At 38.6% G+C, this 24,342-nt stretch carries 19 protein-coding genes; 17 read left to right on the forward strand and 2 right to left on the reverse strand.

Annotated elements, in window-relative coordinates; translation table 11 throughout:
- Positions 1 to 424 precede the first annotated feature (424 nt).
- The 9 genes from QME58_08600 to gcvPA all read left to right on the forward strand — a co-directional run bounded on the left by QME58_08600 (position 425) and on the right by gcvPA (position 9,163).
- Positions 425 to 814, forward strand: coding sequence for a four helix bundle protein (locus QME58_08600; protein ID MDI6803892.1), 390 nt, complete (start codon positions 425 to 427; stop codon positions 812 to 814).
- A 161-nt stretch (positions 815 to 975) separates the two neighbouring features.
- Complete coding sequence (locus tag QME58_08605) at positions 976 to 1,392, forward strand: response regulator (protein ID MDI6803893.1); 417 nt, start codon at positions 976 to 978, stop codon at positions 1,390 to 1,392.
- A 333-nt stretch (positions 1,393 to 1,725) separates the two neighbouring features.
- Entirely contained in the window at positions 1,726 to 4,413 is a 2,688-nt protein-coding gene (locus QME58_08610) for a PAS domain S-box protein (protein MDI6803894.1), read from the forward strand.
- Between the two features lie 19 nt (positions 4,414 to 4,432).
- On the forward strand, positions 4,433 to 4,675 hold the full coding sequence (locus tag QME58_08615; GenBank protein ID MDI6803895.1) for a hypothetical protein: 243 nt from the start codon (positions 4,433 to 4,435) through the stop codon (positions 4,673 to 4,675).
- 189 nt (positions 4,676 to 4,864) lie between these two features.
- Positions 4,865 to 5,431, forward strand: coding sequence for an elongation factor P (gene efp, locus QME58_08620; protein ID MDI6803896.1), 567 nt, complete (start codon positions 4,865 to 4,867; stop codon positions 5,429 to 5,431).
- Between the two features lie 28 nt (positions 5,432 to 5,459).
- Entirely contained in the window at positions 5,460 to 5,939 is a 480-nt protein-coding gene (gene accB / locus QME58_08625; protein ID MDI6803897.1) for an acetyl-CoA carboxylase biotin carboxyl carrier protein, read from the forward strand.
- Between the two features lie 16 nt (positions 5,940 to 5,955).
- Positions 5,956 to 7,299, forward strand: coding sequence for an acetyl-CoA carboxylase biotin carboxylase subunit (accC, locus tag QME58_08630; protein ID MDI6803898.1), 1,344 nt, complete (start codon positions 5,956 to 5,958; stop codon positions 7,297 to 7,299).
- Positions 7,300 to 7,319: 20 nt separating this feature from the next.
- Positions 7,320 to 7,700, forward strand: a complete 381-nt coding sequence (gene gcvH, locus QME58_08635) for a glycine cleavage system protein GcvH (GenBank protein MDI6803899.1) — start codon at positions 7,320 to 7,322, stop codon at positions 7,698 to 7,700.
- A gap of 116 nt (positions 7,701 to 7,816) precedes the next feature.
- On the forward strand, positions 7,817 to 9,163 hold the full coding sequence (gene gcvPA, locus QME58_08640) for an aminomethyl-transferring glycine dehydrogenase subunit GcvPA (protein MDI6803900.1): 1,347 nt from the start codon (positions 7,817 to 7,819) through the stop codon (positions 9,161 to 9,163).
- 125 nt (positions 9,164 to 9,288) lie between these two features.
- On the opposite strand, the gene QME58_08645 is transcribed toward gcvPA, so the two are convergent.
- Both QME58_08645 and QME58_08650 read right to left on the reverse strand, forming a co-directional pair.
- On the reverse strand, positions 9,289 to 11,058 hold the full coding sequence (locus QME58_08645) for a TaqI-like C-terminal specificity domain-containing protein (GenBank protein ID MDI6803901.1): 1,770 nt from the start codon (positions 11,056 to 11,058) through the stop codon (positions 9,289 to 9,291).
- Entirely contained in the window at positions 10,995 to 11,156 is a 162-nt protein-coding gene (locus tag QME58_08650; protein ID MDI6803902.1) for a four helix bundle protein, read from the reverse strand. The genes QME58_08645 and QME58_08650 overlap by 64 nt, the downstream gene beginning before the upstream one ends.
- A 1,513-nt stretch (positions 11,157 to 12,669) precedes the next feature.
- Here QME58_08650 and QME58_08655 point away from each other — a divergent pair.
- The 8 genes from QME58_08655 to QME58_08690 all read left to right on the forward strand — a co-directional run bounded on the left by QME58_08655 (position 12,670) and on the right by QME58_08690 (position 24,278).
- Positions 12,670 to 14,262: a YifB family Mg chelatase-like AAA ATPase gene (locus tag QME58_08655; GenBank protein ID MDI6803903.1), complete on the forward strand. Its 1,593-nt coding sequence runs from the start codon at positions 12,670 to 12,672 to the stop codon at positions 14,260 to 14,262.
- Positions 14,263 to 14,634: 372 nt separating this feature from the next.
- Positions 14,635 to 15,087, forward strand: a complete 453-nt coding sequence (gene mce, locus QME58_08660) for a methylmalonyl-CoA epimerase (protein ID MDI6803904.1) — start codon at positions 14,635 to 14,637, stop codon at positions 15,085 to 15,087.
- A 23-nt stretch (positions 15,088 to 15,110) separates the two neighbouring features.
- A complete protein-coding gene (uvrC, locus tag QME58_08665; GenBank protein ID MDI6803905.1) occupies positions 15,111 to 16,994 on the forward strand; it encodes an excinuclease ABC subunit UvrC in 1,884 nt (627 codons plus the stop codon).
- A gap of 62 nt (positions 16,995 to 17,056) precedes the next feature.
- Complete coding sequence (locus QME58_08670) at positions 17,057 to 17,491, forward strand: hypothetical protein (protein MDI6803906.1); 435 nt, start codon at positions 17,057 to 17,059, stop codon at positions 17,489 to 17,491.
- Positions 17,492 to 17,544: 53 nt separating this feature from the next.
- Positions 17,545 to 21,114 carry a tetratricopeptide repeat protein gene (locus QME58_08675; GenBank protein ID MDI6803907.1) on the forward strand — a complete coding sequence of 1,190 codons (3,570 nt, stop codon included), beginning with the start codon at positions 17,545 to 17,547 and terminating at the stop codon, positions 21,112 to 21,114.
- Position 21,115: 1 nt separating this feature from the next.
- Entirely contained in the window at positions 21,116 to 22,282 is a 1,167-nt protein-coding gene (locus QME58_08680) for a hypothetical protein (GenBank protein ID MDI6803908.1), read from the forward strand.
- 2 nt (positions 22,283 to 22,284) lie between these two features.
- The gene (obgE, locus tag QME58_08685) at positions 22,285 to 23,274 is read left to right on the forward strand and encodes a GTPase ObgE (GenBank protein MDI6803909.1); all 990 of its coding nucleotides are present in this window, start codon (positions 22,285 to 22,287) and stop codon (positions 23,272 to 23,274) included.
- Complete coding sequence (locus QME58_08690) at positions 23,256 to 24,278, forward strand: iron ABC transporter permease (GenBank protein ID MDI6803910.1); 1,023 nt, start codon at positions 23,256 to 23,258, stop codon at positions 24,276 to 24,278. The genes obgE and QME58_08690 overlap by 19 nt, the downstream gene beginning before the upstream one ends.
- The last annotated feature ends 64 nt before the right edge of the window (positions 24,279 to 24,342 follow it).

Raw genomic sequence — 24,342 nt, forward strand, 5'->3', positions numbered from 1 at the left:
TTACTTGCATGCTCAAGGAGATATAAAATGACCCACTCGAGTACGCGAAGACCCATTATTGTTAATGGTTTCTGGTTCTTGGTTTGATGGCTTGGTAAATAGTTAATAGTTTTGGGTAAATAGTTATAGTTCATCGGTTACTGGTTATGGTTTTATGGTTTTGTAAATCATCAACTTAAAACTGAAACTATAAACTAAATAACTAAAACTAAAAACCACCAACTAATAACTAATTATTGTTAATGGTTTCTGGTCCTTGGTTTGATGGCTTGGTAAATAGTTAATAGTTTTGGGTAAATAGTTATAGTTCATCGGTTACTGGTTATGGTTTTATGGTTTTGTAAATCATCAACTTAAAACTGAAACTATAAACTAAATAACTATAAACTAATAACCAATAACTAAATGTTAATCAATAAAAGCAATGGCTACAGGATTAGAAAATTTGTGGATATATAAACTTGCAGAAGACCTTGAGGTTAAGGTTCATGAAGTTACTAAGTCATTTCCAAGGGATGAATTATATCGTTCCATTGATCAGCTCAGGCGTTCATCTTCATCGGTAGCAAACAACATAGCCGAACATTACCATAAGACAACGACAAAAGAAAAAAAACGATTTCTAACTATTGCAAAAGGTGAAATAGAGGAGACCAGAAGAGGTGTTCTGAAATCAGCACGCAAAAAATTCTTGTCGGAATTAATTGCCACTGAAATTGCCGACCAATACACTATTCTGATGAAAGGAATCACTTCTTATGTCCGTTTCCTTGAACTCAACAATCTTGAAAAGAAGAAAATACCATCAACTTAAAACTAAAACTATAAACTAATAACTATAACTAATAACCAATAACTAAAAACTAAAGTGGGATGATATCTCAACCTGAAAAAATTTGCCGAACCCACTACTAAATACTCCATACTACATACTAACTTCTACATACTCAACTAAATTTTACTGAGGAACAAAAAATGGAAGAAAAAACAATCCTACTAATCGAAGACAACCCGAACGATATCGATTTGACTTTGCGGGCTTTTAAAAAAAACAACATCGTTAATAAAATAGTAATCGCACGGGATGGTGCGGAAGCCCTCGAGTATCTCTTCGGGGAAAAAGCTATCCATCCAACTTTAGTTCTCCTCGATTTAAAATTACCAAAAGTTGACGGCTTGGAAGTGCTCAAGCAAATTCGTTCAAACGAAAAGACAAAACTTTACCCCGTTGTAGTATTAACATCATCCACAGAACAGTGCGATTTAAAAGCGGCGTATGAATTAGGTACAAACAGCTACATCAAAAAACCGGTAAGCTTTGAAGCATTCATCGAAGCAGTGCATAAATTAGGCGTGTACTGGCTAATATTGAACGAACCACCGGCGGAGTAATGAATAGTTAATGGTATTTAGAAAAAATTAACTCAACCTCCTAAGCGAATTCAAACTGAGCTCCCGAGGCTGTCTAAAACGTAAATATTTCTTAGTGTTTCTTAGTGAACTCGGTGACTTAGTGGTAAGAATCCTTTGATTATGATTCAAAAATAAGAGCATCAACACTAAGGTACTAAGAACACTTAGGCACACAAAGACTTTTAGGACAGCCACTGATATGAGATATAAATATGACAGGGGATGAGTTTGAAAATAATCAAATAAAAACAAACAACTAAATTCATCGTCTATATAAAAAGAAAGCGATAATTTTTTAATCAGGTATTAACCATGAACAAACAACTTAAAGTTCTTATAGTAGAAGACTCTGATGACGACACACAGCTTCTTCTTCGTGAATTAAAAAAAGGCGGTTATAAACCAACACACAAACGTGTTGAGACCGCCCCCGCTATGAAAAAAGCCCTTAAGGGGCAAGCTTGGGATATAATCCTTTCTGATTACAAAATGCCCCGGTTTAGCGCACCGGCAGCGTTAAAAGTATTACAAAGCACAAACCTCGATATACCTTTTATTATCGTCTCCGGAAGTGTGGGCGAAGATATTGCAGTCGAGCTGCTTAAAGAAGGCGCCCACGATTTTATAACCAAAATGAATCTTTCCCGTCTCATACCCGCTATCGAACGCGAGATGCAAGATTGGAAGGTTAGGCAAGCAAAGAAAAATGCAGAAACAGCATTAGAAGAATCCGAACACCGCTATCGACACCTATTTGCGAATCATCCCAACCCTATGTGGATTTACGATATTGTTACTTTTAAATTCTTAGACGTGAATGATGCGGCTATCGACAAGTACGGATATACACGCGAAGAATTTTTATCGATGACGTTGTTTGACATCCGCCCAAAAACAGAACATAAGCGTTTGAAAGAAAACCTCAGTAAACCGCGCCCTGCACTTCAACATTCGGGAGAGTGGAGACATTTATTAAAAAACGGTGAAACTATTTTTGTTGAAGTTAGCTCCTACCTTTTTGAAGATAACGGTAAAAAATTGGCGCTTGTAGTTATTAACGACATAACTGAGCGCAAACGGACGGAGGAAATTCTGCGGAAGAGTGAAAAACAGTACAGAGATATTTTTGAAAATGATCTCACGGGTGATTACATCACAACAACCGATGGCAGGATTCTGATGTGTAATCCGGCATTTGCCAGAATATTCGGATATGATTCCGTTGAAGAGCTGATAAATATTGACACCACAGGTCTGTATAAAAGTATGGAGGATAGAAAACGCTTCCTCGATATTCTCAGGGAAAAGAAAAAACTCGAATTGCACGAAATCGAATTACAAAGGCGTGATGGGAAAAAGATAGCGATTATAGAAAATGTTATCGGGGAGTTCAACGAACATGACGAACTAATCCGAATAAAGGGTTATATGTTCAATATCACCGAACGTAAGGAAGCCGAAGAAGCGTTAAAACTTCAGACTACATATTTCACACAATTATTTGAAAACTCTCCTACCGGGATTGCATTCCTTGATACTAATGAACGTGTAATGAATGTGAATAAAGCTTTTGAGAATATATTTCAATATTCGCTCGAAGAAATAAAAGGCAAATCGCTAACCGGCCTGATTGTACCGGAAGAATTAGTAAAAGAATCGCTTTCATTTTCAACCAAAGCAATGCAGGGCGAATTAGTACGGCTTCCGTCAATAAGAAAACGCAGAGATGGTACACGCTTAGATATGATAATTACAGGTTATCCCATTTTGATAGAAGGAAAGTGTGTCGGAATTTATGCTATTTATGCCGATGTCTCCGATATAAAGAAACTTGAAGACCAGATACGCCAGGCGCAAAAGTTAGAAAGTCTCGGCACACTTGCCGGCGGTATTGCTCACGACTTCAATAACATTTTGGGAATAATTCTCGGATACACATCGCTTCTTGAGGATGGCGTTTCAAACCCTGCGAAAATTAAACTAAGTATGGATGCTATTACAAAAGCCGTACATAGAGGCGCCGGCTTGGTTAAACAAATTCTTACATTCGCCAGAAAAACAAACATAGTAATTGAACCGGTTAATGCAAATGACTCAATCCAGGAACTTGTAAAAATGCTGAACGAAACATTCCCCAAGACTATTTCGTTTAAACTCAATCTTGATGGTAAATTGGCAGACATCATCGCCGATCACAACCAGCTACATCAGGCAATTCTGAATCTTTCTGTAAACGCCCGCGATGCAATACTATCAAATCCTTCAGCCGGTCAGGTGGGGACGATTACTTATTCAACGAAAATAGTACCAGGCACAGAATTAAGAAAAAAAATACCCGATGCACTCGATGAGAACTATGTTTGCATTAGTGTAACTGATAGCGGAAGCGGAATGGATGAAGCTACACTCAACCGGATTTTCGAGCCATTCTTTACAACAAAAGAACAAGGCAAAGGTACCGGTTTAGGTCTTGCTGTGGTTTATGGTGTAGTGAAAAGTCATCGCGGTTTTGTTGATGTGCAGAGCGAATTGGGTGCCGGCACTACATTCTATCTTTACTTCCCCCTCGAGATACAAATAGTTGTTCCTGAAAATGTTAAGGAAGAACCTGAAATGCAAGTTGCAGGAGGACACGAAACAATTCTTTTTGTAGAAGACGAGGAAATGCTCCAGGAAGTAGTAAAAACTCAACTTACACTAAAGGGCTATCGGGTTTTATCTGCTTTCAATGGTGAGGAGGCAGTTGAAATGTATCGTACTCATCAAGTTGAAATTGCAGCCGTCCTTTCCGATTTAGGTCTTCCTAAACTCGGGGGGTTCGAAGCTTTCCTTCAAATGAAAAAGATTAATCCAAATGTAAAAATAATTTTAGCAAGCGGATTCTTTGAACCCACTCAAAAATCATCAATGTTGGAAACTGGTGTTGAATATTTTGTACAAAAACCTTACCGAGCTAACGAAATTCTTACAGCAATTAGAAAATTATTAGATAAAAATTAGATATCAATTTGCTGTCCGGGTGATTAAGCAAGGTGCATCGGGTTACCTCACAAAGGCAAGTGCCGCAAGCGAATTAATCCAAGCAATTCGAAAAGTGTATCAAGGCGGTAAATATATCAGTTCGAGTGTAGCCGATAAATTAGCAGAAGCACTCGATTCCGAAACTGGTAATCCAGTTCACGAGTCATTATCCGATCGCGAGTTTCAGGTTTTTAAATTCATCGCATCTGGTATGACGGTGAGTGAGATAGCTGTTGCATAAACTTTGAGCGCAAAAACCATTAATACCTATCGAATAAAAATTTCTTGGAAAAATGAAACTCCGCAACAATGCAGAATGAAGAAATCCTCTAATTCCTTGACTTTCTTAAGCAATCTGCTTATATTTTTCACGATTTTAGTATTTAATATTCCTCAAAACAATGTAAAAAGAAAGTATTTGCCTTAATATATGCCAACAACATCAGATTTTAGAACCGGACTAACGATACGAATGGATAACGAGCTGTGGACTGTAATAGAATTTCAGCATGTAAATCCGGGTAATTGGCGGGCGTTTGTACGAACGAAATTAAAAAACTTAAGAAGCGGTAAGGTAATTGAAAATAGATGGCGGGCTGGCGAAGCCGTAGAAATTATTCGCATCGAAAGAAAACAATTCCAGTATCTGTATCACGATGGCTCCGGTTATATGTGTATGGACCAAGAAACCTACGATCAAATATCAGTTCCTGATGAAAATGTAGGTGAAGCTGGAAAATTTTTAAAAGACAGCGAAAATATAGAAATATTATTCAACGGTAACGATATTATTGCAGTTGAACTTCCGATTACTGTAGAATTAAAAATTGTCGAAACGGGACCGGGTCTCAAAGGCGATACAGCTACCGGCGGCACTAAACCTGCAAAAGTTGAATCGGGCGCTATGGTGAACGTTCCCTTATTCATTAACGAAAACGATGTAATAAAAGTCGATACACGGACAGGCAATTATTTAGAACGTGTAAAATCAAAATAGAAATATATTAACCATCAATGGAGAAACGATGGATTTAAATTATCTTAAAAAAATAACAAAAATATTAGCTGAGTCAAACGTTGACGAAATTGAAATCGAAGAAGAAGGATTAAAAATCCGGGTTGCGCGACACTCCCAAAACAGCGGTATGGTGGCTCCAGCTCCGCAGCAGTATGTGCAATCAATTGTACCTGCTGTTCAGGAGAGGCAAATCCCCGTTAGCACTGCGCCACATCAACCACTTGCACCGGTAATTATTGAAAAGAAATACACCGAGATCAAGTCGCCGATAGTGGGAACTTTCTACCGCGCACCTTCACCCGACGCAGATTCGTATGTAGAAGTAGGCAGAACGATTAACAAAGGGGATGTGCTATGTATAATCGAAGCGATGAAATTGATGAACGAAATCGAATCGGACATCTCCGGCACGATTGTAAAAATTATTGCTGAGAATGCACAACCGGTTGAGTATAACCAAGTTCTTTTTCTCATAGACCCATCTTAACTTACGAGAGGGATGATTGTTTAAGAAAATTTTAATAGCTAATCGAGGAGAAATTGCTCTTCGGGTAATAAGAGTTTGCCGCGAGTTAGGAATAAAATCGGTAGCAGTTTATTCTGAAGCAGATAGAGATTCGCTGCATGTAAAATTTGCCGACGAAGCTGTGTGTATCGGGCCACCGCTCAGTAAACAAAGCTATCTGAACATTCCCCGGATAATAGCTGCTGCCGAAATAACAGGTGCCGAGGCAATTCATCCCGGTTACGGTTTCCTTGCCGAAAATGCCTCCTTTGCCGAAATTTGCACATCATCGGGAATGAAATTCATCGGACCAAGCTCCGAAGCTATATCATCGATGGGGAACAAAGCATTAGCTAAAGAAACGATGAAAAATGCCGGCGTGCCTGTAATCCCCGGCAGCGATGGTATTGTGAAAGACCTTACCGATGCGATAGATATTTCTCGCGCTATCGGTTTCCCTGTGATTATAAAAGCAGTTGCCGGCGGCGGCGGTAAAGGGATGCGAATCGTCCGCGATGAAAACGATTTTGAAAAAAACTTTGTTATGGCATCGACCGAAGCTGAAGCTGCTTTTGGAGATGCCGGTGTTTACATCGAAAAATATATCGAGCAGCCGCATCACATCGAGATACAAGTTTTTGGCGACCAATATGGAAATGCAATCCATCTTAACGAACGAGATTGTTCAATTCAACGTCGCCATCAAAAATTAATTGAAGAATCGCCCTCCCCATTTATTAACGATGAGCTGCGGCAAAAAATGGGTGCTGCTGCTATCAAAGGGGCGCTGAGCGTGAATTATGAAGGAGCCGGTACAGTCGAGTTCCTCGTCGATAAATACCATAATTATTATTTTATGGAAATGAATACACGCATACAGGTTGAGCATCCTGTTACTGAAGAAATAACAGGCAGAGATTTAATCAAGATGCAGATAAGAGTTGCGGCAGGTGTAAAATTAGATAAGAAACTGATTAAACCAAGCGGGCATGCAATCGAGTGCCGTATAAATGCCGAAGACCCGGAACACAACTTTAGGCCATCTCCCGGAGAAATAAAAAGTTTTCATTTGCCCGGTGGATTTGGCGTCCGTGTGGATACGCATTGTTACGCAGGATACAGAGTACCACCTAATTATGATTCGTTGATTGCTAAACTTGTAGTGTATGGTTCCTCGCGCGAAAGCGCCATCAATAAAATGGCAGCTGCTTTAGAAGAATTTACTATTGAAGGAATACACACAACAATTCCTTTTCACAAAAAAGTAATGCAGCATCCCCTTTTTAAAGAAGGGAAGTTTGATACCTCTTTTATCGAAAATACTGAATTCAATTCAAAATAAAATTTAAGGACAATACTCAAATGATATTTCCAGAAAATTTAAAGTACACCAAAGATCACGAATGGCTTTCACTCGAAGGCGACACCGGAACAATCGGAATAACTGATTATGCACAAGGCGAATTAGGCGATGTAGTATTTATCGAGCTACCAATAGTCGGTAAAGAAGTAAAAGTCGGTGATATCTTCGGAACTATCGAAGCTGTTAAAGCAGTATCCGATTTGTTCTCACCGTTAACAGGTGTAGTTGTAGAAGTTAATAGTAAATTAGAATCGGAGCCCGAATTAGTTAATTCAGAACCTTATAAAGGTGGTTGGATGGTAAAAATAAAATTCTCAAATTCAGCCGAAGTTACAACTTTGCTCGATAGCGAAAGCTATAGAGCACTTGTGGGGCATTAGGTTAAAGGAAATATCTAAAATCAAAAATCTAAAATCCCCGCCTGACCCGCTCGAACAGATTCATCGAGCGAGCTGGCGGGCAGCTAAAATTTAAAATTTAAAATCTAAAATCCCTAATGGCATACATACCAAGCACCGACACTGATCGGCAAGAGATGTTAAAAGCGATTGGAGTTGCAAGTTTTGAAGAATTGCTAAAAGCAATCCCAACTGAAATTCGAACGAAGGGAGAAATAAATATCCCGAAACGACTATCCGAATTCGAAGTGTTGAACGAACTTCGAAATTTAGAATCGGTGAATAAATCGGCGGATAAAATAATATCGTTCCTTGGCGGGGGGGCTTACGATCATTTCATCCCGTCTGCGATAGCGGCTCTTACAAGTCGATCTGAATTTTATACTGCATACACACCATATCAAGCTGAAGTAAGTCAAGGAACGCTGCAAGCGATTTATGAATATCAAACTATGGTATGCCGACTTACAGGAATGGATGTTGCGAACGCTTCGATGTATGATGGAGGTTCGGCATTAGGCGAGGCGGCGCTGCTTGCAGTAAACCACACCGGACGTAATGAAATAATTATAGCCGGTAAAATTCATCCGCATTATCTGAAAATTATACGAACATACTGCGAAGGGCAAGACATAGTAATCAACGAAGTCGTATCGAGCCGTGGATCGGTTCTTCCGGATAAATTAAAAACCCATATTTCGGAAAAAACTGCTGCGGTTATCGTGCAGCATCCGAATTTTTATGGCTGCTTCGAAGATGTTGACGAGATTGGCGATTTGGCACATGCGGCTGGTGCTCTATACATCGTGTCTGTCGATCCGATTTCACTCGGTATATTAACTCCGCCGGGTGAATATGGTGCCGACATTGTAGTGGGCGAAGGTCAGGTTTTTGGATGTCCGCAAAATTTCGGTGGACCTTATTTAGGCATATTTGCTGCAAAGGAATTTTTACTGCGTAAAATGCCCGGCAGAATTTCCGGAGTTACAATCGATACCGACGGACAACGTGGATTTGTGTTAACTGTTCAAACGCGCGAGCAGCACATACGACGCGAGAAAGCAACGTCGAACATCTGTACTAATCAAGGACTAATGATGTTGTCGGCTACAATTTATTTGGCACTATTGGGAAAAAACGGAATTCAAGAAGTAGCAAATCTTTGCCTGCAGAAAGCCCAGTATTTGGCTTCTGCCATTGTAGAGATACCCGGTTTTCGAATGAAATATAACAGACCTTTTTTCCGTGAATTTGTTATCGAAACACCAATACCGGCTGCTGAAATTATAAAGTTATTATCTGGTAAAGGAATTTTAGCCGGGCTCGATTTAAAACAATTCGACCCAAAAGATACCGGTCTTTTGATTGCAGTTACCGAAAAACGAACAAAAGAAGAGTTGGATTTGTTTATGAGTGAACTGAAAAAAATATTTGATAGATTTTAAAAGTAGGTTTTGAAATAAATTCTGACCTACAAATTTTTACCGGTTTCATCCTGCCTGTTCCGAATTCCTTTTCGGAGAGCGACTGAACATAGTGAAGGAGCCGAAGGATGCCCGCCTCATAATTTCTATACTGACAGGCGGGGATCCCCTTCCACAATCCTTCTCTCCTCTTCCGTCAATCCATACAACTCATACACCGCATTATCAATCTGTCTATCGAGGGCTTCGATCTGGATGTCGAGGCGGTTCTTCTCTGACTCGGTTGTGGCGGCGGCGTGCTTGGCTTTTGCGGCAAGCATCTGCTCCACCAACTGCACTATTTTTTCATGTGCCGCTTTCTCGGTTTTGTTTTGGAAGTTGATTTGTGGGATTGGTAGTTCTTTTAAACTTTCCAATAAGATTCTAGGAAATAATTCTTTACTCTTATATAACTTCTTGTAGATAAAATCTATCATCTTTGAATTCAAGATACCAAGAATATATTTATGTCCGTATTCATCGTTTGGAATTATGGTGTAAACTGACTGTATTGTTACATAATTATTCTCATCAAAAGAAGCATTAATTTCTTCACCCACTTGTCTTACAACTATTTTCACATCATACAATCTTTCTTGTTTCCTAATATCGTTTTTTGAAATAAATCTTTCCGGTTCCTTTAAATGATATCTTTGAATATCCTCTCCATATAATAAACCAATATTATTTTTTCCTTTGAAATTTTTTGCAAGGTTTGAAGATTTCCCAAGTTCCTCACCTCTACCCATAAAAGAAATGCTTTCAAGACTTATTTTATCATTAAATATTTTTTGAATAACAGCCCATTCATTGTCATCTACAAAGAGATAAGAATAGTTTCTGAAATTTTGAATATTACTTTGAGTAATTGCTTTAGTTTGAATCTTATTAGAAAAGAATTCTTTAGGATTGGCGCATTTAAAATAATTGAATTTCTCTTTTGCATTTTTCTTTTTTTGCAATACAAGAATAATACTTCCAACTTTTGCTTCTTCAAATACTTTATTGATTTGTAATAGTGAAATTATTTTTGAGTTTTCATAAATAAATTTACGCAATGAAGTCGCGCTACTTCTGTCTATAATTGCATCAGGAATGATGTAACTAAAATATCCATCAGCAGTTAATAAATTTAGTCCATTCTCAATAAATAAAGTATATAAATCGAATTGGTCAACTGCTGTTTTATATTTACTTACAAAATATTTTTTTTGATATTCTGGCAATTCTTTATTATTTAAATACGGTGGATTCCCCACGACCGCATCGAAGCCGCAATCCGACACACCCCTTCGTCCCCTCTCAAGAGGGGAAAATATGTGCGGAAACACATCCTCAAAGTTCATCGGCTTTAGCGTGCGCTCGGTTTCGTCATCGAAGAGTTTACCGTCTAAAATATCGCGACCAATGAGCGAGTTGCCGCAAACAATGTTGCGCCGTAAATCGGGAAGCATACGCTCTTTCAATAAGCTAAACTGATAGGCCTCGTTCATCGTTACGTCTTCCATCAGTTTCAGGTAAAGCGAAAGCTGTGTAACCTCCGTTGCCTGAAAATCTATATCAACGCCATAAATATTATTTACTAAAATATCTTGCCGCTTCTTGTGCGAGAGAACTATTTTACCTTCGCGTGTCTCAAAATCGCCCTTCTTGGCTTTCTCAGGGAACTCGTTGTAATACCTCGTGTGGTAATCGAGGAGCTGGCTATACACTTCGAGCAGGAACGAGCCGGAGCCGCAGGCAATATCGGCAAAAGCCATCTTTGCAACCTGCTCAGGAGTAACTTTGGGGATTAGGGTGTAGGCATTAGGGTTTAGTGGGGTTTGAGGGATTGAATTAGACGGGTGAGCATCTTTCCCACTTCTTCCATCAGGGATGCCCGCGAGTACGATAGGAAATGCAGGTATTCCTTCCGATTCGCCCGTCCGTATCCCTCTGCTATGTTCGCCGGAATTGAGACAGCCGATCGCTGCATTTGGCTCTTCAATCCGTATTGTTCCTCTTTGGGGAAGCCCGCCCTGACTTATGGGGGGGCTCTCAGTTTGTAGATTTCCTCCACCAACGACATCGCCCGCTTCCACACTTTCAATTCCTTGTACGTTTGTAGTGTCATAAGATTCTCCTCCTATACTTTTATTATTCGATCCTACACCCTCATTACTAAACCCTATACCCTTTTTTTCATACAGCAGCTTTCCGACAGTTCCATTAACAATATACCTCACAATATATTCAGGCGTATAATACACGCCGCCTGCTTTGCGTACTTCCGGTTTCTCAATTACCTTTGCCCGCTTATCGGTAGCGGTTACAACTTTACCGAGGAAGCGTTCGTATATACTACCTAAAATAGAAATCGGTATTTTATCAAAATCGTAAGGCGAAGTTGGGTTGGCAAGCTCATCGCATATATCGGCAAAAAGTTTATTCTCCGGCGGAACAAAATCAGGCGAGTCAATAACCCTGTGCGGTTTAAATACGAGACCGTTATACTTTGGCTCAAGCCGTTTGCACAAACCAACAAAAGCCTTCCACACATCTGCTTTATCTTTTATTGTCGCGAGGGAGGGCTCTTCAATCGATTTATCTTCAAGGAAGCGAATAAACACGAGCCGGTCTATTGTCCGCTGTACTGCTTCGGTAAGTTCCTCGCCTTCTAAGTTTTGGTTTTTATTTTTAAATGCGCGGGCTAATTGTTCGCGGTAGCCGTCCAACGATTCAAGGAATGCTTCATCTACCGGTTTGTATTCGGCAATCATACCTTTGCGTGCTGCCTTAGCGCGCGGTTTGCCTAACGAGCCGGAATATTTTTCTATCGAGCCGTTTGCGACTTCATCGCGGCTTAATAGATAAAATAGTTTTTTGAATTTTTCTTCATCTTCGTAATCGGTATAGTGGAATTTTTCAAGTTTGCGGTCGAGAGCGGTTTTTATATCGGGTTTAAACCTGCAATCGAGTATATGAAGTTCCTCAAAATCGGTAAGCACGGCGATAGGTGTTTTTGAATTCCAACCATAGCGAATTGCTTGGTAATAATCGTTAGGGTTGGATAGGTTGCGCGATGGTTTCTTTGCTTCTACAAAGAATTTAACATCGCGAAAGTTAGGGGCTGTGAAAAAGGCATAGTCGGCGCGGCGCTGCGAGCCGGAAGTACTAACTTTGTTTTCAATCTTAACTTCCTGCTCGTACGGATTCTTTTGAAAATCGTGTGTAACATCCCAACCTAATGCGGCAAAAAATTTGTCAATAAAATCCTGCCTCACCTGCGACTCCTGATAACCGGGCGAAAGGTAGGTGGCTTGCTGCTCTCTGAAATGCTTAACTAATTGTTTGATTTTGTTATGGGATTCTGTCATTCAAAGTTGGATTCAAAATTTCTTTTAGACAATTCATTATTTCCCTTAAATATAGATGTCTTTTTTTTACCTAATTTTTGCTTGAATTATAACAAATTAAATTAATACTATCAAATTACCCAAGTCGGCTTTTTGTTTTTTACAAATCCTTCCTTATATTCTAACAAATTAAAATCGAGGAATAATATGCTCTCGCAAGTTCTCAGCAGTGCAACCTATGGGATTAATGCACACATAGTGCAGGTCGAAACTAATCTCGAAAAAGGTTTACAAAGTTTCGTCGTTGTTGGTTTACCCGATAACGCGGTGAAAGAGAGTCGCGAACGGGTAATAGCAGCAATTAAAAATTCAAACATCAACCTCCCTCATTTACGCATCACCGTTAATTTAGCCCCCGCCGATATTAAGAAGGAAGGATCAGCTTACGACTTACCCATAGCAATTGGAATACTAACTGCAACCGAGAATATCAAATCGGAAATCTTAAAGGATTTTATTATGTTAGGTGAACTTGCACTCGATGGAACACTGCGACCGGTTCATGGTATTTTGCCGATTGCCGTAGAAGCTAAAATAAATAATATGAGAGGGATGATACTTCCAAAAGAAAACGCCAAAGAAGCGGCTATGGTCGAAGGGATCGATGTTTATCCTATGGCGAGTTTGAGTGAAACTGTAGATTTCCTTAATGGTGAATACGAGTTGTTAAAACCATTCAAGATTAATATGGATGAAGTGTTTGCGCAAGAGAAGCAATACACGATCGATTTTGCCGATGTGAAAGGGCAGGAGAATGTGAAACGTGCACTCGAAGTTGCTGCTGCAGGTGCTCACAATATAATTATGATCGGTCCCCCCGGTTCAGGAAAAACAATGCTGGCAAAACGCTTACCGACAATATTACCACCAATGACATTTGAGGAGGCAATCGAGACAACTAAGATACATTCGGTAGCAGGAGTGTTGCCGCCGAACTCGGCGCTCGTTGCAACGCGCCCTTATCGCTCACCGCATCACACAATATCCGATAGTGCGCTCGTTGGTGGTGGAACAATTCCGCGTCCGGGCGAAATATCGCTTGCCCATCACGGAGTGCTGTTCCTCGATGAACTACCTGAATTTGCACGTAATGTATTGGAAGTCTTGCGGCAGCCATTGGAAGATGGAAGGATAACTGTTAGTCGTTCAAAGATGACGCTTGAGTTTCCCGCTAATTTTATGCTTGTTTGCTCTATGAATCCCTGTCCGTGCGGCTATTACACAGATCCGGCGAAAGAATGCACTTGCTCGCAAATGCAAATCCAAAAGTATATGGCAAAAATATCCGGTCCGCTGCTTGATAGAATTGATTTGCATATCGAAGTTCCCGCAGTTAAGTATAAGGACTTGTCCAGCAAAACTTCGGGCGAGTCATCAGTGAAAATTCGGGATCGGGTTATTGAGGCACGTAAAATTCAAATGAAACGTTTTGCAGGACGTAAAAGTATGTATGCAAATTCCGATATGCAGTCGAAAGATATAAGAGAATTTTGCCAAATCAATTCGGACGGCGAAGAGCTCCTAAAAATGGCAATTACAAAATTAGGATTATCCGCGCGTGCGTACGATAGAATATTGAAAGTCTCCCGTACGATTGCCGACCTTACAGGTTCAGAAAACATTCGACCGGAACACATGAGCGAAGCAATTCAATACCGAACACTCGATAGGAATTTGTGGATGTGAAGTAATGATGGAGTAGTGGAATATTGGATTATTGGATGTCGAATCATTTTATCATTGGCTCCATAAATAAATGAGTAAATGAGTAAATGTTTCCGTTATTTTCACAATCTCCAATCTCCAATCTCAAATCAAAAATCCCTGCCCGAACGACCGTTCGGTCGAGCGGGTGAAATCATTTTTGCTCGTCTCAATCCCTTTTTCTATATTAACTGAAGTTACGCAGAATTGACTTTTTGTCATGTTGAGCGAAGCGAAACATCTAAAAATAGCCTGAATTTGAGGTTTCAGATTCTTCTCCCGCTCTACGAGCGGGATCAGAATGACTCTTTTGCGTAACTTCAGATATTAAGAAAGAATAAAACGGATATAACAATGTTCACAAATATTTCGCATATCGGCATTGCTGTCAAAAATTTGACAGAATCAGTTGATAATTTTAAAAAGCTTTTTAATCAGGACGATGTTCATTTCGAAACTGTAGAAGACCAAAAAGTAAACCTTGCTTTTTTAGATGTACGAGGAGTACACATAGAGTTATTAGAGCCGTCTTCATTGGATTCTCCAATCTCAAAATTTCTTGAGAATCGCGGAGAAGGTATTCATCATCTCTCTTTTGAAGTTGATGATATTGAGAAAGAGCTTTCACGTTTGAAGAAGGAGGGAGTCAGGTTGATAGATGAAACACCGAAAGTCGGTGCAGGCGGAAAATTAATTGCTTTTATCCATCCCAAATCTACAAACGGAGTTTTGATCGAATTGAGTCAGAAAAAATATTTTATTACGTCACCCGACTTTGATGAACCTTTAAAAGATTTTGAAGAATAAAAGAATATGGGGAAGTAATATTTATGATGGATGAAGAACCCAAGTTAATTTTAAAAATCGCTCCACAGTTTATCTCGTTGCCCGAAAAACTTCCCAACCTGCCCAATAAACCGGGGATATATCAGTTTAAAAACGATGAAGGCAAAATATTATATGTTGGCAAAGCTAAAAACTTACGCAGCAGGGTTAGGCAGTATTTTCATAAATCGCGAAGTTTAGATATTAAAACCGAAACAATGATTTCGAAAACCGCCGATGTGGAAATTATTGTAACCGATTCCGAAGTGGAAGCGTTAATCCTTGAAGCAGTTCTTATAAAAAAGTTCAAACCAAAATACAATATATTCCTGAGAGACGATAAAAGTTTTCCCTATGTTGTTATAACGAACGAGCCATTCCCTCGTGTGTTCGTTACCCGCCGAATTATTCACAACGGTTCTAAATATTTCGGACCGTTTACCGACGCGAAAAATATGCGTGGGTCTTTAAAAATGATACGCGATGTTTTCAAGGTGCGTTCCTGCAATTATCATATTGATGATGAAACGATCCGCAAAAAGAAAATACGTGTATGCCTCGATTATCACATTAAAAAATGCGAGGGACCCTGCGAAGGTCTTGTAAATTGGCACCAATACAATGCAATGATTAACGAAGTTGCACAGGTGTTACGCGGCAAAACATCCGGACTAATATCTAATCTTGAAAAACAAATGCTTGCAGAATCTGAAGCTATGAATTTTGAAGCCGCTGCTGCAGTTCGTGATAAGATTCGTGGATTACGTAATTACAGCGATCGTCAAAAAATTATTGATACCGACTTACTCGATAGGGATATTATATCGGCGGCGATCGAAGGGGATGATGCTTGCGGAGTCTTGTTCAAAATCCGGGACGGGAAATTAATAGGCAGACAGCATTATTACATGAGCGGTGTTGCAGAAAAACCTGAAGCTGAAATAATATCGCAGTTTCTCCGAATTTATTATTTGGAAGCAGATTATTATCCCAAAGAAATATTTCTTCCTTGTGAAATTGATGAGACAGAAACAATAGAAATATGGCTTTCTGAAAAACGGCAATCAAAAGTTTCAATCATCGTTCCTAAAATTGGCGACAAAGCTAAACTTGTTGCAATGTGTCAGGCGAATGCAAAATATCTCCTCGATGATCTAAAAATTCAAAAGTTGAAACGAGGCGAGAAGGTTCCCAAAATATTAGAACTCCTTCAAAAAGATTTACACCTTAAGTACTTACCATACAGGATCGAATGTTTCGATATATCGAATATTCAAGGTGCAGATACTGCAGCATCGCTTGTGGTATTTGAAAACGGTAAACCAAAAAAGAGTGAATATAAACGATATAAAATTCAGACAGTTACAGGTCCCGACGATTATGCAAGTATGCGTGAAGTCGTGCAACGGCGGTATTCACGATTGATCGAGGAGGGACAAAAACTTCCCGATTTAATTATGGTAGATGGTGGCAAAGGACAGCTATCGAGCGCGGTGGAGGTTATTAAGAAATTCGAATCCGCCTATGGCGGACGAAATTCGAAATTCCAAAATATTCCTATTATAGGTTTGGCGAAGAAATTAGAGGAAATATATTTTCCGAATATATCTGAACCGCAATCGATACTTAAAACATCAGCGAGCTTGAAACTTCTTCAGCGAATCCGGGATGAGGCGCACCGATTTGCCGTAGAGTATCATAGAAAATTACGAACGAAAAGAACATTGCAGACTGAATTGGATTTGATAAAAGGGGTCGGCAAAAAGAAAACTAAAGAATTGCTCGAGACGTTTGGTTCCGTGCAAGGTGTAAAATTTGCTAATACAGAACAGTTATCTGAAATTGTGGGTGAGAAGGTTGCGGAGAAGATAAAGGAATATTTCATATAGGGGAAACACCAAAATTTTGCAAATTGTCAAATGTTGGATTATATTAAGAATAAATTGTTCGTGTGATTACTTCAAATCAAAAACTATTATTTGATATAGAAGCCTATTCAAACAGAAAATTCTACTATCCCGATGTTGTGCTTGATATTTTCGGGTGTTCCGTTGAATATGGTTTGCAGTGGGAATTGAGCAATATCATTTTTACATCGAAATTTTTACATAACGCATTAAAATCAATTAAACGGACAGATCAACCGGGAAATACAAATAAATTGCTATTAGAATATCAAGAAAAGATCGAAAAGTTGAAAAAAGATTTGGAATTTATCTGCGATCATTTATCCGAAGAGAAGAGAAGCTTTTTTAGAACAACTTTGTTACAAAACAGACAAGATAGTTTTGAAAATTTGCACAAATTTATTAAAGATTTAAGTTGGATTAAAAATTACGAGATTGATAATAATACAAAAATAGGAAATTTGTTAAAGCAGAATTAAGCATTTGTTGTATGCTATTGAAAATAATAAAATATATTATATTGCCGATAATTTTGAATTTTATTCTGATTGCCGGTTCTGTGCCGCAAGAGACGAAAGAAAGTGCCGAGTTCAAACTTGCTGTAAATTTATATAAAGACGGATTAACAGATTTGGCGCTCGACCAGTTTAAAAATTTTGTTAATTCATATCCCGCAAGTAACCAAAGTATTGAGGCGCGATTTTACATCGGCTTGACGTTATCCAAACTAAAACGTTATGAGGATGCCCGTGTTGCATTTCAAAATTTTGCTCTTACGTATACTGATCATAATAAAGCCGCCGAAGCTTGGTTTAAAGTAGGCGAATCATACGTCGCTTTAGAAAATTATCGCGAAGCAGCTTTAGCATTCGAGCGAGTTCGCGTGTTCCATCCACGAAGTCCGCTCGCCCCTGATGCGTTGTTATTGTCGGCTAAATATTTTCGCACAGTTTCCGATGTTGTAAATGCGCGAAAGAATCTACGCGTAATTCTGCAAGATTACAGTTCTTCCGATTTTGTACCGGCTGCGCGTTTAGCACTCGCTGAGTTGTTCTTTGGTGAAGGAAATATCGATTTGGCAACGCGTGAAGTTAAAAGTGTTGTGGATGGAACTTCGAAATATCGGGCTGACGGAATGCTGCTTTTAGGCAGAATATACCATTTAACCGGACAGTATGAAGAAGCTGAAAAACTTTTTAACAAAATATTGATGGATTACAAAGGAACTCCTGCCGCAGCATTAGCAAATATTGAACTTGGTTTGTCCTCTGCTAACGCTGGCGATTATAATAAAGCCATAGAGTATTTTAAAAAAGTGCTTTCTGATAAAAATGCAGATAGTGGTTTAAAAGAAAAAGCTTCATTACAAATTGGAATTGCATATTACAAATCGAACGACTTTAAAAATTCATCGGAACAGTTCGAAAAATTTATTAATAATTTTCCCAAGAGCGAAAAAATAAATCAAGCATTATTTTTAAGCGGCAAATCTTTTGAAAGAGTTAAAAACTACAAAGGGGCGATAAACTCTTTTAATCAGGTTATCAATTCTATTTCTGATGAGTACAAACCGCAAGCTTTTGCACAAGCTTCGATTGTTGCTGAGATGTTAGATAATATTACCCTTTCGGTTGAATATTGCAAAAGGTATTTGGAAAAATACCCTCATGGTGAAGGAACACAAGATGCCTTGATCCGAATTGGTGATTTGTTTAAAGATCGTTTTAAAGATCATGATCGGGCAAAAACCTATTATGAAGAGGCGCTGCAGGCAAAACCGCATAGCTATCAATTAAGTTGGATTAAATTAAAAATAGGTGAGAGTTGTTCGCAAGCCGGAAATTATGCTTCCGCCGTAAGAACTTTTGAAGAAATTATAAAATATTATCCGGCCGATCGTGAAGCTTTACAGGCAAAAGAAAACTTAGATAGAATATTGATTTATGAAAATAAGAATTACAAAAGCGGACTCGAAAAAATTGCTAAACTCCTCGGCGACTTGTTAATAGGGAAGAATCGGGGTGAGCTTGCTTTTAATTTAGCTCAGGTTTACTTCGATGATTTAAAAGATTATCAATCAGCGGTTGAACAATATTCATCCGCAATTGAAGCGAAAATTACAGGACCGAACTTACCAATCGCATATTATAATCGTGCGATTGCTGCCGAACGTGCGTTGAAATACTCAGCTAATCATACGGATGTTCCTATAAATTATTTTTCTGAATTTATAAAACTTTTTCCTAACGATAAAAACTCACACGAAGCAGCTTTTAAACTTTTGAATCTGAAATTGAAATCTGCTAAACCTGAAGAAGCTGAAAAATTGTTGAATGAATTTATTTCATCTCCTCCCAAAACATCTTTTGTACCCGAAGTTTATAAACTTCTGATTGAACAATATCTTCAAACAAATAAACTTACCAATGCTTTAACAATATGTAACCTAATTATTAAAAATCCTGCTACACCTGAATCAGAAGAATATGCTATGATGCAAGCCGCTAGAATTTATTTTCAATCAGGCAAAATGGATTCGGCGATTGCGTTTTTAAAAAATCATACTGGAAAATATCCAAACGGAAATTACACAGTTAGCGGGTTGAAACTTCTTGGCGATATCTTGCTGAAGACCGGAAAACCTGAAGAAGCTGTAAAGGTTTTTAAAAAAATAGAAGAAGAATATTACTACACAGAGATTGCCCAAGAAACAATTGAACAATATGTAAAATCACTTGTTGAATCTAATAAATATGATGAAGCAATTTATTTTATAAAAAACCGGTTTGAAAAAGAGGCACAAAATCCATTTGTAGAACCAATTAATTATAAATATTATTTAGCTAAAGCGTACGAACTTAAGGGTGATTCACCAAAAGCGATTTTATTCTATCGGGAATATTTGTTATCAGAACCGAACGCCGAAGCAAAAGTTGACGGTTACTTGGCTCTCGGTAACATAATGAAAAATCAAGGAGTTGCCGATGCCGCTGCGGCTTATTATAAACTTGCCGGTAAATTAGGTTCCGTTCTGGCAAACCGCGAAATCGCTGATTTGCTTTTTCAAACTGAACGTTATTTAGAAGCATCACAACAATATAGTGCTCTACTTGTTTCAGCTATAAACGAAGATGATAAAAAATATTATCTTACTAAAACGATTGTATCTAAATTACGCATCGACGATTTAAAAGGTGCACAACCACTGATATTAGAATTTTCCAAAAATTATAAGAAGAGCGTTGATAATTTAGCAGAGATAGAATATGAAAAAGCTTTGATATATTTCCGGAAGCAAGATTATTCAACTGCGAAAAAAATATTTACAGATATTGCCGACGATTACGACGGAACGCGTTATGCGCCGCTGTCGGAATATTATTTAGGCAGGATTATGGAATTAAATAAAAATAGTGCGGATGCGATAAAAAAATATGAATCGGTTCTGAAGAAGTACTCAAACTCCGATGTCATTCCACGAGTTTTCCTCGCTTTAGGTAATATAAATTTCAACGGTGAAAAATATGCTGAAGCAATAAAATATTATCAGCAAATTGTAGATAATCCTGACAAAGAGGGTGAAATTCTAAGATATGCTATGATCAATCTGATTGAAGCCTATGAGGCAACTAAACTTAACGATGCGGCTCTGAAAATGGCGCGCAATTTTATCGAACGTTATCCGAAGGATCCATCTATTACCGATCAGCGTATAAAAATTGGTATTTTATATTCACGTCTTGGATACTACGATCAAGCAGTAATGCATTTTCAAATCTTACTCGATGAAGTCGGCAGCGATTATGAAGCTGAAATTCGTTACAACCTCGGTGAAACATATTATTACAAAGGCGATTATCAACAAGGAATTTTAGAGTTTCTAAAAGTTCCCTACTTGGTTATGCAAAACAAAAAAGTAGACTGGACCGCTACGTCGTTTTATATGGCAGGACAATCATACGAGCGGATGGAAAAATACGATCAGGCTCTATCAATGTATCAGCAAATAATTGATCGTCCCGGCATTGATGCGACATTTAAAGCAGGCGCTCAAAAAGAAATAGACCGTGTAAAATCAATAATAAAAAGGGGTTCAAACTAACGTGTATGAGAAAGAAATAGACCGACTAAACAAGCTAACACTTATCCGCACGATAGGTAGTGCTGAAAGGATATCGTTAAAAGAAGTTTTAGCTGCCGAGATACCACTTCCGTTGAGAAATATGATACGAGTGGATGTTGAGCAAAAGCTTCAGGACGAATTGCGGAATAATTTCGTGAACAGCAGGTTCGATTTTTCACATCCGGAAGTCATTAGTTTACAGAACCGGATGAATTCGATACTTGTGCTCAACTATTCTTTTAACCGGCATGAATATTTAGAATTAGTTCACGATGCAATTCATCTACTACTTAATTATCTTATGAGGCCGCAATGGACGTTGCGAAGTTTCCTTTTCGATAATACCACGCAAGTATCATCCGATGTAATACTTAAGGCGCTGCGAAATTTTAGCGTCTATGAATATTTAAAAGACTTGATAGTTCGAATCATTAAGGAAAAAAATATCAAGCTGATGACTATAAATGAATTTCAATCGCTGATTTGGAAATGCGATCGTGAATACATCCGCCGCAAGGACGGTTATCAGTTAGCTCAAATAACTTTAGCTATTTATGATTTTATAAATTACGGTAATCGTGAAACTAAATCAACAGTTCCTACTAAAGGACTCATTAAATTATTTGACGATAAAGGGATGCGAAAGGTTGTCGATAGATTACAAATCGAACTACAGAGACATGTGAACGAAATATCGTTTGATGAATTGTGCATACTGCTTGAAGATTTGCGTAAAACTTACGATGGATTTGAATTCGAAAACACTCTGCAAAAAATTCCGGTTGAAATACCTGTAACGGCACCACTCGAAGATTCGCCGGTTGTTACCATTACTATTGATGAATCGGAAGTGGTCGAAAAAAACGATTCGATTTCGCCTCAGCTATCTACAAAATCTCAATTACTTCCACTGGAAAATTTTTTCGATGATGATGAACGAAAACGATTCGTCAAGAAAATTTTCAGGAAGAACGAAAAAGATTTTTCAGATGCAGTTACTGATATCAACAACATGACATCGTGGAAAGAAGCATCGAAATATGTTGATGAAATATATATATTGAATGAGGTCGATTTGTATTCACCCGAAGCCACACGATTTACAGAAATAACATACAACCGCTTCTTCACCAGAAAAGGAAAATAGAGATGCAGTTTATTGATTATGCAAAAATAGTTGTAAAATCAGGAAACGGCGGTAAAGGAATGGTTAGTTTCAGGAGAGAGAAATATGTACCAAAAGGGGGACCTGACGGCGGGAAAGGCGGCAAGGGGGGAAGTGTAATTTTACGGGCTGACCATCATTTGAATACTTTACTCGATTTTAGATATAATAAAAAATATGAAGCTCAAAATGGTGAGAACGGTAAAACATCAAACAAATCGGGTAAAGATGGTGATGATATTATTGTTCGAGTCCCGTGTGGTACTTTGATAAAAGATGTTGACACGGGAGAAGTTCTCTTCGATATAATTGACGATAAGGAGGAAATAATTATTGCACGAGGTGGAAAAGGCGGAAGGGGTAATGGTGAATTTGCTACACCAACAAACCAAGCTCCCCGTTTTGCTGAACCGGGGAGAGAAGGTGAAGAAAAACATCTCGAGCTTGAACTTAAATTAATTGCCGATGTTGGTTTGGTAGGTTTGCCAAATGCGGGTAAATCGACTTTGATTTCAGTAATATCGGCTGCTAAACCAAAAATTGCCGACTATCCTTTTACGACACTCGTCCCTAATCTCGGCATCGTGCGCTACCAGGAATCGAAAAGTTTTGTTGTTGCTGATATGCCGGGACTGATCGAAGGAGCGCATTCGGGAAAAGGACTTGGTATCCAATTTCTCCGTCACATTGAGCGAACGCGTGTACTTGTGTATCTCATAGAATGCACAGACGAAGATCCTAAAAAGGCATTGGAAATGCTTCAGAAAGAAATCAAGTTGTTCAATAAAGATATGTTAAAAAAACCTCAAATGGTTATTATCACTAAAACTGATTTAGCCGATGAGGCATTGATGAAAAAAATTAAAAAAATAAAGTTCTCTCCCAAGAAATTTGACTCAGTTCATTTTATTTCTGCCGTTGCAAATACAGGGATTCCCGATTTAGTAAAATCAATGTGGAAGCTTTTAAAGTGAACCGGTCGTTCATTACTTTAAAAAATACAATCCAACTTTCAAGTTTACTTCTCTTTTCACTTTTATTAGTTTCTATTTTTTCAATTTCAGTCGGAACTGTAGCAATCCCATTAAATCAAATATTAAATTTTTTGACTGGTGGAAAAATTGCAGAAGAATACAGCACTATCTTGTTCGAGCTACGGCTGCCAAGAATTTTGCTGGCGATTATTGTCGGTGGCGGGCTTTCGGTTGCTGGCGTTGTGTTTCAAGCGTTACTAAGAAATCCGTTGGCTGAACCGTTTATATTAGGTGTGTCGAGCGGAGGTACATTAGGCGCCGTGTTAGCTATTAGTTTTGGACTCGGTGTAAGCATCATAAGTATTCCCGCTTCTGCTTTCCTCGGTTCGTTGATGGTGATTTTGGTTGTATATTTCGTTTCTGAAAAACATGGGAGACTTGATCCCACAACATTGCTTCTAACCGGAATAATGGTGGGTGCTTTTTTTAATGCAATAATTTTGTTGGTAATGGTTATCAGGCATCAGGAAGTTCGTGGGGCTTTTTTGTGGTTGATGGGAAATCTATCATCAGCGGATATGAATTCTTTTCTTGTCGTTGCACCGGTTGTTCTAATTGCTATCATCGTAATTTATTTAAATTCAAGAAAATATAACCTGATAGCTACGGGCGACGAGGCTGCTCAATCTCTCGGTGTTGAAGTCGAAAATTTTAAACGAATTTCTTATGGCTTGGCATCACTTATTACCGGACTCGTTGTTTCGTTGAGTGGTATTATAGGATTTGTTGGTTTGATTATTCCGCATATTTCGCGAATGATATTCGGAGCTGACCACCGAATATTAATACCTGTTTCGTTTCTACTTGGTGCAATTCTACTTGTTGTTGTTGACACAATTGCACGCACGTTAATCTCGCCGGCTGAAATTCCTGTTGGTACAGTTACAGCATTCATCGGAGCTCCGATTTTTATTTGGCTTTTGAAGAGAAGCCAAACACGTTGAGAATAATCTCAAAACTCAAAACTCTGCGTCAAAGACGCATCATAAATCTAAAATCTAAAATCCT

This window comes from Bacteroidota bacterium, assembly GCA_030017895.1.
Classification (GTDB): Bacteria; Bacteroidota; Ignavibacteria; order UBA10030; family BY39; genus JASEGV01.

What these genes read in the sequence shown, in the direction of transcription:
- mce (MDI6803904.1), top strand. Translation starts at nt 14,635, where the DNA reads ATGTTCACAAATATTTCGCATATCGGCATTGCTGTCAAAAATTTGACA.
- gcvH (MDI6803899.1), top strand. Translation starts at nt 7,320, where the DNA reads ATGATATTTCCAGAAAATTTAAAGTACACCAAAGATCACGAATGGCTT.
- gcvPA (MDI6803900.1), top strand. Translation starts at nt 7,817, where the DNA reads ATGGCATACATACCAAGCACCGACACTGATCGGCAAGAGATGTTAAAA.
- efp (MDI6803896.1), top strand. Translation starts at nt 4,865, where the DNA reads ATGCCAACAACATCAGATTTTAGAACCGGACTAACGATACGAATGGAT.
- QME58_08610 (MDI6803894.1), top strand. Translation starts at nt 1,726, where the DNA reads ATGAACAAACAACTTAAAGTTCTTATAGTAGAAGACTCTGATGACGAC.
- QME58_08605 (MDI6803893.1), top strand. Translation starts at nt 976, where the DNA reads ATGGAAGAAAAAACAATCCTACTAATCGAAGACAACCCGAACGATATC.
- obgE (MDI6803909.1), top strand. Translation starts at nt 22,285, where the DNA reads ATGCAGTTTATTGATTATGCAAAAATAGTTGTAAAATCAGGAAACGGC.
- QME58_08600 (MDI6803892.1), top strand. Translation starts at nt 425, where the DNA reads ATGGCTACAGGATTAGAAAATTTGTGGATATATAAACTTGCAGAAGAC.
- accB (MDI6803897.1), top strand. Translation starts at nt 5,460, where the DNA reads ATGGATTTAAATTATCTTAAAAAAATAACAAAAATATTAGCTGAGTCA.
- QME58_08650 (MDI6803902.1), bottom strand. Translation starts at nt 11,156, where the DNA reads ATGCAGCGATCGGCTGTCTCAATTCCGGCGAACATAGCAGAGGGATAC.
- uvrC (MDI6803905.1), top strand. Translation starts at nt 15,111, where the DNA reads ATGATGGATGAAGAACCCAAGTTAATTTTAAAAATCGCTCCACAGTTT.